Source organism: Lysinibacillus parviboronicapiens (genome assembly GCF_003049575.1).
Classification (GTDB): domain Bacteria; phylum Bacillota; class Bacilli; order Bacillales_A; family Planococcaceae; genus Lysinibacillus; species Lysinibacillus parviboronicapiens.
On record NZ_PYWI01000011.1, the window covers coordinates 65,698 to 80,658 of the forward strand.

Consider the following 14,961-nt stretch of genomic DNA (forward strand, 5'->3'; position numbering starts at 1 on the left):
TTTTACGTATAAAAGTCAATGTGAGGCAAAGGAGAGAGATTTTATGGAAGTTGTTGGCTGGATATTAGTAATCGCCTGCTTTATCGTATCTTTTGTAGGGCTAGTGTATCCGATTATACCTGGTGTAATTTTTCTAGTCGGAGGCTTTTTACTATATGGACTGTTTTTCTCATTTGCTGATTTAAGCTGGTGGTTCTGGGTAATTGAACTATTATTTGTAGTATTATTATTCGGCGCTGATACGGTTGCAAATGCATTCGGTATAAAAAAGTTCGGTGGCTCGAATGCGGGCATGTGGGGCAGTACAATTGGTTTATTAATTGGGCCATTCGTCATCCCATTTGCCGGGATATTAATTGGTCCATTTTTAGGTGCTGTTATTGCAGAGCTAGCAGTGGAACGTCGTACAATAAGCGAGGCCGTAAAAAGTGGTGTTGGTTCACTGATTGGCTTTTTAACATCAACTGTAGCAAAAGGTGTTATTCAAGTCGTCATGATTGTAGTTTTCTTTATCGCTATTTAACGTTGATAAATGCGGCTATTTCGCAAGAGTGAGACAACGAGTACAAAAACGTTCATCGAATTGATGGTATGTTTAACAAAACAAAAGAGCGGGAATGATAGTAATTGAATTGGTTTTTCAGTCAAAAGGCTGAAATCTTGGATTTGAGGTATTTTTCATTGAATGGTTTGACCAATTTTGATAATCTAAGGATGTACTAATTATTTCTTTATTTTAGGGAGGAACTTAACAATGGCTTACGAATTACCACAATTAACTTACGCTTATGACGCATTAGAACCACATATCGATGCAAAAACAATGGAAATTCACCATTCTAAACACCACAATACTTATGTAACAAATTTAAACGCAGCAGTTGAAGGCACTGAATTTGCAGAAAAAGATATTAACGAATTAATCGCTAACATCGATGCGCTTCCAGCTGATAAACAACCAGCGGTACGTAACAATGGTGGCGGACATGCTAACCATACATTATTCTGGGAATTAATCGCTCCAGGCGGTTCAAATACACCAGTTGGTGAAGTAGCAAAAGCAATCGATGCTAAATTCGGTTCTTTCGACGCTTTCAAAGAGGAATTTGCAAAAGCTGCAACTACTCGTTTCGGTTCAGGCTGGGCATGGTTAATCGTTGATGGTGACTCAGTAGCTGTAACATCTACTCCAAACCAAGACTCTCCAGTAATGGAAGGTAAAACACCTGTTCTAGGCTTAGACGTTTGGGAGCATGCTTACTACTTAAACTACCAAAACCGTCGTCCAGACTATATCGGTGCTTTCTGGAACGTAGTAAACTGGGATGTAGTAGAAGCTAAATTCCAAGCTGCAAAATAATATTATCTAATACAGAGCTATGCCAAGGTGCGAAATCACCGTGGCATAGCTTTTTTGATTTATTGAGTACTTTCTTGATTTATCCCCCAAATTCACTAATTTACAATGGTAAGAAACTTTTTTATGAAAGTGCCGTCAAATAAATGATGCTTTCACTCAAGAGTATGCTTTTCTGTCGGTACTTCGGATGGTATACTTAATATCGTGTATTTAAACAGTAATTGAGAAGGAGGGGAATACATGCGCAAAACACCAGGGAAAAATCGCGCGGCGAGTGTTAAAGCTAAGCATCATTCCAATTTAACATTTCGAATGAATGTCCTTTTCTTTGCTATATTTATCATATTTTCGATGTTAATTTTTAGGCTTGGTTATATGCAAATTGTAAAAGGGGAAGATTATGTTCGTATTCTAGAGCGTACAGAGGAAGTTCCAGTAAATACGAGTGTACCAAGAGGGCGAATGTATGACCGTTATGGCCGTATTTTAGTCGACAATCAACCAGAAAATGCGATTACGTATACAAAAATGCAGACGACAAAAACGGATGAAATGCTGGAAATTGCCGAGATGCTGGCGCAATTGATTGAACAGCCAACGAAACGTGTCACATTACGGGATAAAAAGGATTTTTGGATTCTTAAAAATCACGATGCTGCCTATGAGAAAGTAACCGATAAAGAACAAACGAAAATTAAAACGCAAGAAAATATTACGACAAGTCAAATCAATGCTGAGATTGATAGACTTGTGCGCGAACGTATTACCGACGAAGAATTAGCGCAACTTACAGAGGCTGATTTAGAAGTGTTGGCGATTTACCGAGAAATGGCATCCGGCTATAATTTATCACCCCAAATCATTAAAAGTGAAAATGTATCCGCTGATGAATTTGCTCGTGTCTCAGAGCGGCTAACAGAATTACCTGGGGTCAATACGACAACTGACTGGAAGCGGGTCAAATTATCATCGCTTTCTGTTTTAGGGCGTACAACGCTACCAACGAAAGGGATTCCAAAAGAGAAGCTAAATTATTATTTAGCGCGCGATTACTCACGCAATGACCGTGTTGGGGAAAGTTATATTGAAGCGCAATACGAAGAGCTTTTACAAGGACAAAAAACAGTTGTCAAAAATATTACCAATAAAAAAGGGCAAGTTGTCGATACTGTTACTACGTATGAGGGCGAGCCAGGTAAAGATTTAGTGTTAACGTTTGATAGCGAATTACAGGCAGAGACGGAGAAAATTGTAGAGGAAGAGCTGCTCAACTTAAAATCGATAGCTGGTTCGTATTTATTAGATCGTGCCTTTTTAGTGATGATGAATCCGAATACAGGAGAAATTTTATCGATGGTTGGTAAGAAAATTGAGAAAGATCCTGAAACAGGTAAAAACATCATCGTCGATTATGCATATGGTTCATTCACAACAGCCTATGAGGCAGGGTCAGTTGTCAAAGCTGCAACCTTACTTACTGGCTATAATCAAGGAGTCATTACGCCAAGCACTGTATTAGGAGATGAACCAATTCATTTACTTGGTACACCAGTAAAGAGCTCGATTTTTAACCGTTCTGGCTATGTATCGATGGATGGTTTGACCGCTCTTGAGCGTTCTTCTAACGTATATATGTTTAAAACGGCCCTACTTATCAACGGGACACCATATAGTTATATGATGCCGCTCCGTTTAAGGGACGATACGTTTTCAAAAATGCGTAATTCCTATGCACAATTTGGCTTAGGAGTAAAAACAGGCATTGATTTACCGAATGAATTCAGTGGCGTGCAGGGTCCATCGGGTCCTACAATGGGTGGTAAAACACTCGACTTAGCGATCGGACAATACGACACATACACGCCAATGCAATTAGCACAATATATTTCGACAGTAGCAAACGGCGGTTATCGTATTCAACCACACGTGGTGAAAGAAGTACGTGAGCCATCAAAAGATGGTCAAAATCTTGGCCAATTAGTATCAGAAGTGGGACCGACGATTTTAAATAGCATTGATAATTCTGCAGATGAAATTAACTATGTGAAAAAAGGGCTTCGTCGTGTATATACTGGTAATCAAGGTAGTGCTCGAAAACAGTTTACAAATACACCTTATACTGCAGCAGGGAAAACGGGAACAGCCGAGGTAGTTTATTATGGACCATTAAAAGAGCATTACGGTACAAGTACAACTAACTTAACACATGTTGGTTTTGCGCCATATGAAAATCCTGAAATTGCTTATGCTGTTGTTATTCCTTGGGTAACTACAAACTTCAAAATTTATTTGGATCAAAATAATGAAATTGCAAAACGTTCTTTAGATAAATATTATGAACTAAAAGCGAAATATGATTCTACGAAAGTTTCTGATAGCAATGTAGAGCAACCAATCTTACCAGCAATCACAAAAGAGAAAATTGGTGAAGATGAGCAAGAATAAGAAAAACCGCTAGTGCATGAAAAATGCCTAGCGGTTTTTTTCTTTCAGTGACGGATAGAATCATTAAAGTGACGGATTAAGTGCAAAACAACAGATAGATAGACGGATTCGCCACAAAACTGGAATGGGTTTTTACAGCGCGTGCTTCTATTAAATAAGAAAATCGACTGTCTCTCTTTGTAGAGGCAGTCGATTTTGTATTAGGCAGATAGTTGCTGAACAGCTAATTCAAATTGTTGCTTTGGTTTTGTACCATAAAGCTCTATATTATTACAGAAATAAGACTGTACCATAAAATCCACAGCCTCCTGTAAAGATAACTCTCGATGAGTCATGACAAGTGTTAAATACGTTTTAAAGTAATCGGCATTTTGTACTTTTGCATGTTTTATCACAAAGTCAAACCCCTTATATATTATTTTCTGACACACAATTGCTTATTATAGCACCTTTCATTGAGGAAGCAAGCTTTTTCAATTGTAAAGGTATCTTTACAATCATTTACAAACCATTACATTCCTTTACGTCTCTTTTACGAATGGTTTATACGACTTCAACAATCAGTGTTTATAGTAAAGATTGTAAGGCAAACAACTATAAAAAAAGTTAGTGACGGAGGCAAATGAGATGAAAAAGTGGAAGTACTTAACGATGACGGCGGTAATGGGTTCAGCATTAATGCTAGGTGCATGCGGTAGTGACAACTCTACTCAAAATGGTAACAATACAGAAACGAATGCACCAGCAAGTTCAGGACAAGATGCTGCTGACGAAAAACTGCAAGGTTCTGTAGCTGGAGATGGTTCATCAACAGTAGCACCAATTATTGAAGCAGTTGTAGAAGAGTATGCAGGTGCACAACCGGATGTCAAAGTATCAGTAGGTGTTTCTGGAACTGGTGGTGGCTTTGAAAAATTCATCGCAGGGGAGACAGACTTTTCAAATGCATCTCGTTATATAAAAGATGAAGAGAAAGCGAAACTAGAAGAAGCAGGTATTGCTTTTACAGAACTAGCTTTAGCATATGACGGTTTATCAGTAGTAGTAAATCCTGAAAATGATTGGGCGAAGGATTTAACAGTAGAGCAATTAAAACAGATTTGGATTGAAGACGGTAAAGAGAAGAAGTGGTCTGATATTGATCCATCATGGCCAGCAGAAAAAATCGTATTCTATTCTCCAGGTACTGACTCTGGGACATATGACTACTTTGATGAAGTGATTTTAGATGGAGCGGATCTAGTAAGTTCTGCAACATTATCAGAGGATGATAACATGCTAGTGCAAGGTGTAGCAGGTGACAAAAATGCAATTGGCTTCTTCGGCTATGCGTATTACCTAGAAAATAAAGATAAATTAAACATTGTGAAAGTAAATGGAGTAGAACCTACAAACGAAACAATTGAAACTGGTAAATACTCACCACTTTCTCGTCCATTATTCACATATGTAAAAAATAGCGCGATTAAAGATAACGCAGCAGCATACGATTTCGTGAAATTCACACTAGAAAATTCAGGAGATATGGCTGAGGCTGTAGGTTATGTACGTCTACCAGAAGAAAAATATGCTGAAGGTTTAAAAACTTTAGAAGGCTTAAAATAAGTAGACATGCATTAGGGGGAAAGAGATGTATGCTCTTTCCCTCGCTTACTTGAAAGGAGCACCCAATGGTTTCTCAAAAAGAAAATAAGACAACATCTGTGCAACAATTAATTGCGAATTCACGCAATCAAAAAACGAAGAAAATAGTGGAAAAAGCAATGCCAGCTCTATTATTTTCTGCAGCCCTTATCTCTATTTTGACGACATTTGGCATTGTTTTCACCCTTATTTTTGAAACGTTTGAGTTTTTTAAACGTGTTTCGATTACGGATTTCCTATTTGGTACACAGTGGTTACCGTTTTCAGGGAAGGAACCGTTATTTGGGATTCTACCACTTATTGCAGGAACGTTGAAAGTCACACTCATAGCAGTTGTCGTGGCCGTACCGTTTGGGATTGCGTCAGCGATTTATTTAAGTGAATATGCGAATGAGAAAACAAGACGTACGGTTAAACCAATATTAGAAGTTTTAGCAGGGGTGCCCACAATTGTTTATGGTTTCTTCGCTCTGACATTTGTCACACCAATGTTACAACAAATTATTCCAGGGTTAAAATTATTTAATGCACTTAGTCCGGGGATTGTTGTGGGAATTATGATTTTACCGATGATCACTTCGCTGTCAGAAGATGCTATGTCGTCTGTCCCTAACAGTATGCGAGAAGGTGCATTGGCTCTCGGTGCTACAAAGTTTGAAGTAGCCATTAAAGTAGTTTTACCTGCTGCACTATCAGGAATTATAGCATCTGTTGTACTTGCTATTTCCCGGGCAATCGGTGAAACAATGATTGTCTCACTTGCCGGAGGGTCCACACCGAAATTTGATTTGGATGTCACGGACTCTATCCAAACGATGACAGCTTATATTGTACAGGTTTCAACAGGTGATGCGGGCTATGGAACGACAATTTACTACTCTATTTACTCAGTAGGTTTCACATTATTTATCTTTACATTAGTGATGAACTTACTCGCTCATTATATTTCGAAACGTTTCAGGGAGGTTTACTAGCATGCGCTATATGGATGACTCAGTCGTCATGAAACGAATGACAAAGCGTATTACGTTCAATAAAGTCTGGAAAACCTTGTTTTTCTTAGCTACTACATTTGCATTAGTAATGCTTGCTATTTTACTCTACCGTATTGTGACACAAGGTATTGACTATTTAAATTTCGACTTCTTGACAAACTTCGCTTCGCGTTTTGCAGATAAAGCAGGTATTAAGGCGGCATTAGTCGGCTCACTTTGGCTGATGGGCGTTGTCGCACCTGTGTCAATCATTCTAGGTGTAGGAACTGCGATTTATTTAGAAGAATATGCAAAGAAAAATAGACTAAATGACTTTATTCGTATGAATATCTCAAACTTAGCAGGGGTACCTTCCATTGTTTTTGGTTTACTAGGGTTAACGATTTTTGTTCGTATGATGGAGCTAGGTAAAAGTATTTTAGCGGCTGGCTTTACGATGAGTTTACTAATTTTACCCGTTATTATAGTAGCTGCACAGGAAGCAATTCGTGCTGTGCCAAGTGAACAACGTGAAGCATCTTACGGCATGGGGGCGACAAAATGGCAAACAATATTACGTGTCGTTCTTCCTGCAGCAATACCAGGGATATTAACTGGAAGTATTTTAGCATTATCTCGTGCAATTGGTGAAACAGCGCCACTTGTGGTTATCGGAATCCCAGTTATTTTACAATTCTTGCCAGATAATTTACTAAGTCAGTTTACGGCGCTACCAATGCAGATTTATGATTGGGCAAAACGCCCACAAGAGGCATTTCAATATGTAGCAGCGGCAGGTATTTTAGTGCTAATGACAGTGCTCTTACTGATGAACTCTATCGCGATTTTTATTCGAAATAAATTCCAAAAACGTTATTAATGAGGTGACCTTATGGTAATAGATTTTAAAGAGGAAAAGTCAGTTGTCAAAACGATTCATACAGGCGCAAAGCCTTCTATAGATGTAGCAAAAAAAGTGGTATATGATACACGCAATTTAAATTTATGGTACGGCGATCACCATGGTTTAAAGGATGTCAATTTAAGCATTTATGAAAACGAAGTAACAGCGATAATTGGCCCTTCTGGATGTGGGAAATCGACGTATTTAAAAACATTAAACAGAATGGTAGAGCTAGTACCAATCGTTCGTACATCTGGTGAAATTTTATATCGTGAGCGCAATATTTTAGATAAAAACTATACGGTAGAAGAATTACGTACGCATGTCGGAATGGTCTTCCAAAAGCCAAACCCATTCCCAAAATCGATTTATGATAATATCGCCTATGGTCCGCGGATACATGGCATAAAAAACAAAAAAATTCTTGATGAAATTGTTGAAAAATCATTGCGTGGTGCGGCTATTTGGGATGAGGTAAAAGACCGCTTAAATCAAAATGCCTATGGCCTTTCAGGTGGTCAACAGCAACGAATCTGTATTGCGCGTTGTTTAGCAATCGAACCAGATGTCATTTTAATGGATGAGCCTACCTCTGCTCTTGATCCCATTTCTACATTAAAGGTTGAAGAATTGGTTCAAGAACTGAAAAAGGATTATTCGATTATTATTGTGACACATAATATGCAACAGGCGGCGCGTATTTCAGACCGTACAGCATTTTTCCTAAGCGGCGAAGTCATCGAATACGATAAAACAGATGTGATCTTCCAAACACCTGCAGATCAACGTACAGAAGATTATATTTCAGGACGCTTCGGCTAAGGAGGAACGATAGATGGTAGTACGTGAACGTTTTGAGCAGGAGCTAAAAGAAATTCAAGCTCAATTTGTTGAAATTGCAAGTAGCAGTATTAATGCTTTAAAAATAGCTTTTAGTGCGTTATTAGAGCAGGATTTAGAAAAGTCCTTAAAGATTCTAGAGGATGATTTAATCATTAATCGTCTAGAGGAAGAAATTAATGACCGTGTAATTTTGATGATTGCCAAGCAACAACCAGTAGCGACTGATTTACGCCGTTTAATGGTGTTAGTGAAAGCGGCATCAGATATGGAAAGAGTTGGAGATTATGCTGTCAATATTGCCAAAGAGACGATTCGTCTTGGTAAAGAGCCCCTTATCTTCCCGACAACAAATTTACAGACAATGTGCAATAAAACGGTTGAAATGCTTGACAGTATTATCAAAGCCTTTACTGAAGAAGATACTGTAAGTGCGAAAGAAATTGCGGAGCTTGATGATTATGTAGATGATTTATATGGTGCAACAGTTACACTGTTGTTGCGTGCAGGTGCTGATAATCCAGCTCATATTCACCAGATTACGCATTTAACTTTTGTCTGCCGATATTTAGAACGTTCAGCTGACCATGCAACAAATATTGCCGAGCACCTATTTTACTTAGTCAAAGGTAAACATTACGAATTGAATAATTAAAAAGGAAGAGAAGGGCGGATGAAGCCATTCTCTTCCTTTTTACGTTGCTGTACAAGTACTGAAAAAATACTGAAATAACAGCAACATTGTACTGCGTAGTAACGTCAAATATTGCGCAGCGGGTTTGTATTGTCAAAATACTAATTTGGTTATACTATAGACATTATCCAAAATTTATGCGCTAAGGTGGTGCTGCTTCGTGAAAGATGTTGTAGAAACATTCATAGAGAAATTTGAACTAGATCTCACAACTGAACAACGAGAAAGCTTGTGTTTTTTATATGAACACTTACATCTAGAGGAGTTAAGTGACAAAGAACAACATTTTTTTATTGAATATTTTTACAAGAGTGAGACATTACGAAATATGGCAGCATTTGCATATGAGTTAGCTGATATCATGCATGAAATTCGAGAAAATATACCTGCAATTGAGCAGGCGGAACGGCTAGCAAATGGCAAGGAGCAACGCTTGTATTATGAACGGAAATGGCAGGAAGCTAAGCGACAACAACTAAAACATCATACTACAAAAGAAGGAAACATCTTTTATGTGCCGTTTGCTGCATATAAAAAAGAGCCTGGACCAATGATTGTTTGTCTTGAACAAACAACGGGAATGGTGGCCTATTCTGAGCTGTGCAAAAGTATGATTTTACCGTTATTTATGAATGCCCATCGAGAGCAACGGGATTTATATATCGTACCGTATGATCGCCAAATTCATGTACATTACCGATTTGAAAACGGGCATATAAATTTGACTGATTTTAAAGATTTTATAGAATATAAGGCAAGAGGAGAATCTGCAATCTTGCCAGTGTTACAGTTTGTGAAAGGATTGCTCAAAGAAAATCAGCAATGTACTGAAGCGGAAATTATAATTTTCACTGAAGGTAACCCTGTCGATGGTCAATATTTATTAGGAAAGCGTGGGAAAGCAATGATAGAAGATATGAAGCATAGCTACCATGCAGAGTTTGCTGTAATTGCAATGCATGAGCAAAATTTTAACGAGCAACAATTTTGGTTTGCGAATAGAGCTTTTTTTGCGGAGGATGCTATTCAATAAACACATGAAGCTGACCAGTTGGATGTTGGTCGGCTTATTTTATGTAAATTTACATAGGTAGGAAAAAGGAGAATTACATGGACACAATAAAATGGTTATTACCAAATGTGACAGTACCGACTTGGATGGACATAATGATTGCAATGGCTATCTGTCTAATTGGCTGGTTATTCCAACAGTTCGTGCTGAAAAAAATAATAACGGTCATGGTTGCATTTTTGAAAAAAAGACAGCGTAACTTTCAAGCAACAGTGCTGGAACAATTTAATAAAGCGATACGTTATGCTTTCATGTCAGCCGTTATTGTACTTAGCTTAACGGTGTTACTAGAAGTACGCTTTTTTACAGATGCGGCAACAAAGAATTTTGTATTGTCCATCATGGTATTTTTTGCCTTTAAAGGCGTGTACGATGTATTGCATTATTATACAAAGCAACCTTTGGCTATCAATAGTGACGAGGAGCAAAATGTACTGTTGCCATTTTTCCTGCGCATAGGTAAAGTGTTAATCATGATTTTAGCCATGTTTACAATTGCTTCTTTTTGGGATTTTAACTTGAATGGCTTTTTAACAGGTATCGGTTTAACAGGTGTAGCCATTGCGTTTGGGATTCGTGATACACTGGCACATGTATTTGGAGGTATGTCCGTTGCACTTGACAACCCGTTTCAAATTGGTGATTGGGTAGCAACAGAAGATCAAAAGATTGAAGGAACAATTGAAGATATTAACCTACGTAGTACGCTTATTCAAACCGGTGATAAAGGACTGGTTTATGTACCTAACGCCTATTTAGTTAATCGCCCACTATATAATTTATCGAAACGAGAAAAACGAAAATGTGAACAATTTTTTTATGTAGCACTTGAAAACGAAGAAGAAAAACTACGTAGTGCATTAAGTATGATTCATCAGCAAATTTATTTACATGATGATACCGAAAAAGATCTGATTCATGTATTTATAGATGATTTCCGTCCTGATTCCTACCGTATTCTAGTGCGATTCTTTGTGGCAACTAACGATACGGGTGTGTTATTGGGTGCAAGACAGGATATACTATTCGCGATTCGACAGATATTGAAAGATTATGATATTGTGCTGCCAAAGTATGATGAGAATTATTGGCTACATAACGAAAAATAATTTGAATTGTGTGACTTTTTGTTTTACAATATACACTAACAATCAGCGTTGATGAAGAGTAGTAGCTATTACATGTTGTTTCAGAGAGCTAGCGTTAGGTGAGAGCTAGTACAGATGAATGGTGAATGGACTTCGGAGCTCTAATCCTGAAAGAGGTAGTACGGGTTAGCGTTTGCCTACGTTATCAGGCTTAGAGTGGGTCTTTATGAGACCAATGAAGGTGGCACCACGGCTTTTCCGTCCTTTTGTGATGGAAAGGCCTTTTTATATTCATTCGTAAATTTGTGGAATAGTGAAGTAATAGCCCCATAAGATGGTTGCCAACTAAATAGTTAGTAACATAAATGCGAGTGTAGCTTTTTTCAGGTGGATCGTAAACGCTGATTGATTGAAGATATTGCCTCTAACGGAAGTCTTGGATTTGAAGGCTTTCGAGTAGGATGTTAGTCAAGGACTGAAATACGCTGAGGTGTTAGTAACAAGAGTATTTGGTGTTGAAGAGCAGAGCATAGCATAGCGAAGGAGAGAAAGAGCATGACAGTTGAGCTTAGAAAATTTGCCACGAAGGTATTACAAGGGGATATGATGACGCCGATTTCGGTGTATCAAGCGCTAGACGGAAAACATAAGATGCTATTTGAATCCTCGGCCAAGCACGAGGAAAGTGGGCGTTATTCCTTTATCGCCGTTAATCCAATTGCTGAACTTATTGGGGATAAAAATGGCTATACATTTACGAAAGAGCAGGATATGGAAAAATCAAGCGGTAATGTCTTTGCTAAATTAAAGCAGGTGATGCATGTCCATGAGGCACATTATCCATTTGCTTTTTTCGGAGGAGCAATTGGCTTTTTTGGTTACGAAACAGCGTTTTATGCAGAGAAAATCGGTGATTATTTGCACGATGATTTAGATATGCCAGATGTACATGTTTTTTTCTATGACACGTTTATCATCTTCGATCATTTAAAGCAAGAGGTTACACTAGCAGCAATTGATTTATTTGAAGAAGGACGTTCGTTAACAATGATGGAGTCAGCTATTGATGAGATGGAGGCACAGCTTTATGCGGGTACGACATTTGGAGACATGGAGTTAGGAGCATTAAAATTCCAACCTATGCTCCCAAAAGAACAATTTGTCGCTATGGTGGACCGCGCCAAACAGCATATTATGAAGGGGGATATTTTCCAAATCGTACTATCTCAGCGTTTTTCGTCACCCTATACAGGCGACCCCTTTGCTTTATATCGTCAGTTGAGAACATCAAATCCGTCACCGTATATGTTTTATATGGATTATGGCGCATATATAATTTTAGGCACTTCTCCTGAAAGTCTTGTAAAGGTGAAGAATCGCAAGGTAACAACGAATCCTATTGCAGGTACGAAGCCTCGAGGTAAAACGGTTGAGCAAGATGAGGCAATAGCGCAGAACTTGCTAAACGACGAAAAGGAAATTGCTGAACACCGGATGTTGGTAGATTTAGGTCGCAACGATATCGGCCGTATATCAAAAGTAGGTTCAGTGAAATTGGCTAAATATATGAACATTGAGCGCTATAAATACGTTATGCATATTGTATCAGAGGTCGTCGGCGAACTACGCGATGATGTACATGTATTGGATGTGCTGAGTGCATGCTTGCCAGCAGGTACTGTTTCAGGGGCGCCGAAAATTCGTGCCATGCAGCTCATTAATGAGATGGAACCAGTGAAACGCGGTGTTTATGCAGGAGCAGTTGGTTATATTTCTTCAACGGGAGCTATGGATTTAGCTCTTGCAATTCGGACAATGATTATCAAAGATGACCGTGCGCATGTACAGGCAGGGGCAGGTATTGTTTATGATTCAATCCCTTTGTCTGAATATGAAGAAACACTCAATAAAGCTCGCGCGCTGCTGGAGGTAAAAAAATGATTTTACTAATCGATAACTATGATTCATTCACCTATAATTTATATCAGCAGGTAAGTATGCTGGGGAAAGAAGTGAAGGTAGTTCGAAATGATGAACTAACGATTGAAGAGATAAAGGATTTACAGCCACAAGGGATTATTTTATCACCTGGTCCTGGAACGCCGGATCAAGCAGGGATTACGGTGGATGTGGTGAAAGAGCTGTATACAGAGTTTCCGATTTTAGGAATTTGCCTTGGTCATCAATCGATTGGGCAGGCATTTGGTGGTAACATCGTGCAGGCAAAAAATATTATGCATGGAAAATTGTCTAGGTTGCAATATAGTAGAATAGGTCTATTCACTCGTTTAGACGGTGAGCTTGAAGTGATGCGCTATCACTCGTTAATTATTGAACCGAGCACTTTACATGAGGATTTTATCATAACGGCAACTTCAAGTGATGATGCTGAGATTATGGCGATTCAGCATAAACAGTACCCGTTATTCGGGTTACAATTCCATCCTGAATCAATAGCTACAAAAGAGGGCAGTGATATGATGCTGGCCTTTCTAGAACAAGTGCATATGGTATAAAAAAAGGCTGTTACAAAAGTCAGTTGTCTCTGATTTTTGTAAACAGCCTTTGCTATAGTTTAGCTTGCTGGCGACGACGATTAAGTGCTTAATCTAATGTATGACAATTGCATTATATAAGAAGTAACTTATTGCTTCTTTCCGGTAATAAGCTTAGCAATTTCTTCTAATGACATGGAAGAGTTCACTTCGTAAGCACCTATTTGTAAGCTACGTGCATATTTAGCATTTGCAAGGAGGAGTTCCATTTCTACACTATTTTCAATGATACCACCATCTTCAAGCTTCTGTGCCACGATATAAGGGGTAATACCACTATATATTTGAAGCGTCATCGTTGTTTTATCTGATGGGGTGTCAGTCTCTTTGTCGACTTCGTGTGTTTCGTTAGGCGTATCATCATCTTGCGAATCTTTGGTAGCAGTTTGCTGTGTGGCCTGCTTTTTAAACGAGGCAAGTTCTTTATTTGCCATCTCGAGTTTTTTTTGCAATGCCTCGACATCCTTATCTGTAGAGGAATTTACAGTGGGTAAACCAATATTCATATCAAAACGATCTGCTAAGGCAAGCAATGCCCCGATTAGAAAAAGAGCGATACCAAATGCACGGATAGCGGATTTATTCACAATTACCGACCTCCGTTTGCAATCACTTGGCGAACTTGCTCTTCTGTTAAATTTGAACGAATACTAATATCAGCTATAGATAGGCCTTGCTTATTAAGTTCAAGCACCTGACTAATAATTATTTGGTGAATAGGCTTCGTTTGTTGGGGCGTTGGCGCTGACTTTGTTGCTTGGGCTGCTTGTTGAACAGCTTGCATCACCTGCTGCATTTTTGGATTTTGTAGTGGCTGGTTTTGAGCTACCGGTGATTTCACCTGAAAATCTGGCTCTAGCAATAACTCCTCTTCAACAATTTTCAAGCGACGTTTCAAATTATTCGTTTCTTGAAAAATAGAGATAGATAATTCTTCAACATCTTGTTCGACTTTTTTCGCAGTATTTTTGAAAAAGAACGATACGACGATAAGAACGATACCAGCAATCATAAGTATGATGGATAAATCCAATAGTCTCACCTCATTAAATTATGTAATTATAAGGTATTTTACCACATGCAAAGTTAATATGAAATGAAGGTAGATTTTTTTTCAGTTTATGGTATAATGGATTAGTCGTATAAATCATGCTCAAATTTTAATTCTTGATATAGAGTGGGAGGGTTAATAATGCGCGTAAACATTACTTTAGCTTGCACAGATTGCGGCGAACGTAACTACATTTCAAAAAAGAACAAGCGTAACAATCCAGAGCGTCTTGAACTTAAAAAATATTGCTCTCGCGAGAAGAAATACACTCTTCACCGTGAAACAAAGTAATCGCTCATTAAGCCAAAACCACATGTGGTTTTGGCTTTCTACG

Annotated in this window: 15 protein-coding genes, 1 pseudogene and 1 other annotated feature; of the genes and pseudogenes, 13 read left to right on the plus strand and 3 right to left on the minus strand. The window is 38.4% G+C overall.

Going from position 1 to position 14,961, the window contains the following annotated elements; all coding sequences use genetic code 11:
* Window positions 1–43 precede the first annotated feature (43 nt).
* From C9J35_RS11275 to C9J35_RS11285, 3 genes are all read left to right on the plus strand, one after another.
* Window positions 44–523 carry a DUF456 domain-containing protein gene (locus C9J35_RS11275; RefSeq protein ID WP_107924587.1) on the plus strand — a complete coding sequence of 160 codons (480 nt, stop codon included), beginning with the start codon at window positions 44–46 and terminating at the stop codon, window positions 521–523.
* A gap of 231 nt (window positions 524–754) precedes the next feature.
* A complete protein-coding gene (locus C9J35_RS11280) occupies window positions 755–1,360 on the plus strand; it encodes a superoxide dismutase (protein WP_054768291.1) in 606 nt (201 codons plus the stop codon).
* Between the two features lie 240 nt (window positions 1,361–1,600).
* Entirely contained in the window at window positions 1,601–3,805 is a 2,205-nt protein-coding gene (locus tag C9J35_RS11285) for a peptidoglycan D,D-transpeptidase FtsI family protein (RefSeq protein ID WP_107924588.1), read from the plus strand.
* Window positions 3,806–4,005: 200 nt separating this feature from the next.
* On the opposite strand, the gene C9J35_RS11290 is transcribed toward C9J35_RS11285, so the two are convergent.
* Complete coding sequence (locus C9J35_RS11290; protein ID WP_235616278.1) at window positions 4,006–4,200, minus strand: hypothetical protein; 195 nt, start codon at window positions 4,198–4,200, stop codon at window positions 4,006–4,008.
* Between the two features lie 232 nt (window positions 4,201–4,432).
* Here C9J35_RS11290 and C9J35_RS11295 point away from each other — a divergent pair, with 232 nt between their 5' ends.
* The 9 genes and pseudogenes from C9J35_RS11295 (at window position 4,433) to C9J35_RS11335 (ending at window position 13,537) form a co-directional block, all read left to right on the plus strand.
* Complete coding sequence (locus C9J35_RS11295; protein WP_107924589.1) at window positions 4,433–5,410, plus strand: PstS family phosphate ABC transporter substrate-binding protein; 978 nt, start codon at window positions 4,433–4,435, stop codon at window positions 5,408–5,410.
* Window positions 5,411–5,475: 65 nt separating this feature from the next.
* Window positions 5,476–6,423, plus strand: a complete 948-nt coding sequence (pstC, locus tag C9J35_RS11300) for a phosphate ABC transporter permease subunit PstC (RefSeq protein WP_107924590.1) — start codon at window positions 5,476–5,478, stop codon at window positions 6,421–6,423.
* A gap of 1 nt (window position 6,424) precedes the next feature.
* Window positions 6,425–7,303, plus strand: coding sequence for a phosphate ABC transporter permease PstA (gene pstA, locus C9J35_RS11305; protein ID WP_054768292.1), 879 nt, complete (start codon window positions 6,425–6,427; stop codon window positions 7,301–7,303).
* A 90-nt stretch (window positions 7,304–7,393) separates the two neighbouring features.
* Window positions 7,394–8,149, plus strand: a pseudogene (gene pstB, locus C9J35_RS11310) (phosphate ABC transporter ATP-binding protein PstB); the annotation flags it as partial.
* Between the two features lie 13 nt (window positions 8,150–8,162).
* Window positions 8,163–8,822 (plus strand): phosphate signaling complex protein PhoU, encoded by a 660-nt coding sequence (phoU, locus tag C9J35_RS11315; RefSeq protein WP_054768293.1) that lies wholly within the window; start codon window positions 8,163–8,165, stop codon window positions 8,820–8,822.
* A gap of 199 nt (window positions 8,823–9,021) precedes the next feature.
* Window positions 9,022–9,894, plus strand: coding sequence for a vWA domain-containing protein (locus tag C9J35_RS11320; RefSeq protein WP_107924591.1), 873 nt, complete (start codon window positions 9,022–9,024; stop codon window positions 9,892–9,894).
* A 77-nt stretch (window positions 9,895–9,971) separates the two neighbouring features.
* On the plus strand, window positions 9,972–11,042 hold the full coding sequence (locus C9J35_RS11325) for a mechanosensitive ion channel family protein (RefSeq protein ID WP_107924592.1): 1,071 nt from the start codon (window positions 9,972–9,974) through the stop codon (window positions 11,040–11,042).
* A 39-nt stretch (window positions 11,043–11,081) separates the two neighbouring features.
* Window positions 11,082–11,290 (plus strand) — a binding site (T-box leader).
* 286 nt (window positions 11,291–11,576) lie between these two features.
* The gene (trpE, locus tag C9J35_RS11330) at window positions 11,577–12,962 is read left to right on the plus strand and encodes an anthranilate synthase component I (protein WP_107924593.1); all 1,386 of its coding nucleotides are present in this window, start codon (window positions 11,577–11,579) and stop codon (window positions 12,960–12,962) included.
* Window positions 12,959–13,537, plus strand: a complete 579-nt coding sequence (locus C9J35_RS11335) for an anthranilate synthase component II (RefSeq protein ID WP_107924594.1) — start codon at window positions 12,959–12,961, stop codon at window positions 13,535–13,537. The genes trpE and C9J35_RS11335 overlap by 4 nt, the downstream gene beginning before the upstream one ends.
* A 128-nt stretch (window positions 13,538–13,665) precedes the next feature.
* On the opposite strand, the gene C9J35_RS11340 is transcribed toward C9J35_RS11335, so the two are convergent.
* Window positions 13,666–14,163, minus strand: coding sequence for a hypothetical protein (locus C9J35_RS11340; protein WP_054768294.1), 498 nt, complete (start codon window positions 14,161–14,163; stop codon window positions 13,666–13,668).
* 2 nt (window positions 14,164–14,165) lie between these two features.
* Window positions 14,166–14,618, minus strand: coding sequence for a hypothetical protein (locus C9J35_RS11345; RefSeq protein WP_235616279.1), 453 nt, complete (start codon window positions 14,616–14,618; stop codon window positions 14,166–14,168).
* A 150-nt stretch (window positions 14,619–14,768) separates the two neighbouring features.
* Here C9J35_RS11345 and rpmG point away from each other — a divergent pair, with 150 nt between their 5' ends.
* Complete coding sequence (rpmG, locus tag C9J35_RS11350) at window positions 14,769–14,918, plus strand: 50S ribosomal protein L33 (RefSeq protein ID WP_008408521.1); 150 nt, start codon at window positions 14,769–14,771, stop codon at window positions 14,916–14,918.
* The last annotated feature ends 43 nt before the right edge of the window (window positions 14,919–14,961 follow it).

Bases quoted from the DNA above. Each gene is read 5' to 3' on its own strand.
- trpE (WP_107924593.1), top strand. From the start codon at position 11,577: ATGACAGTTGAGCTTAGAAAATTTGCCACGAAGGTATTACAAGGGGAT.
- C9J35_RS11280 (WP_054768291.1), top strand. From the start codon at position 755: ATGGCTTACGAATTACCACAATTAACTTACGCTTATGACGCATTAGAA.
- C9J35_RS11285 (WP_107924588.1), top strand. From the start codon at position 1,601: ATGCGCAAAACACCAGGGAAAAATCGCGCGGCGAGTGTTAAAGCTAAG.
- C9J35_RS11295 (WP_107924589.1), top strand. From the start codon at position 4,433: ATGAAAAAGTGGAAGTACTTAACGATGACGGCGGTAATGGGTTCAGCA.
- C9J35_RS11325 (WP_107924592.1), top strand. From the start codon at position 9,972: ATGGACACAATAAAATGGTTATTACCAAATGTGACAGTACCGACTTGG.
- phoU (WP_054768293.1), top strand. From the start codon at position 8,163: ATGGTAGTACGTGAACGTTTTGAGCAGGAGCTAAAAGAAATTCAAGCT.
- C9J35_RS11275 (WP_107924587.1), top strand. From the start codon at position 44: ATGGAAGTTGTTGGCTGGATATTAGTAATCGCCTGCTTTATCGTATCT.
- rpmG (WP_008408521.1), top strand. From the start codon at position 14,769: ATGCGCGTAAACATTACTTTAGCTTGCACAGATTGCGGCGAACGTAAC.
- C9J35_RS11335 (WP_107924594.1), top strand. From the start codon at position 12,959: ATGATTTTACTAATCGATAACTATGATTCATTCACCTATAATTTATAT.
- pstC (WP_107924590.1), top strand. From the start codon at position 5,476: ATGGTTTCTCAAAAAGAAAATAAGACAACATCTGTGCAACAATTAATT.
- pstA (WP_054768292.1), top strand. From the start codon at position 6,425: ATGCGCTATATGGATGACTCAGTCGTCATGAAACGAATGACAAAGCGT.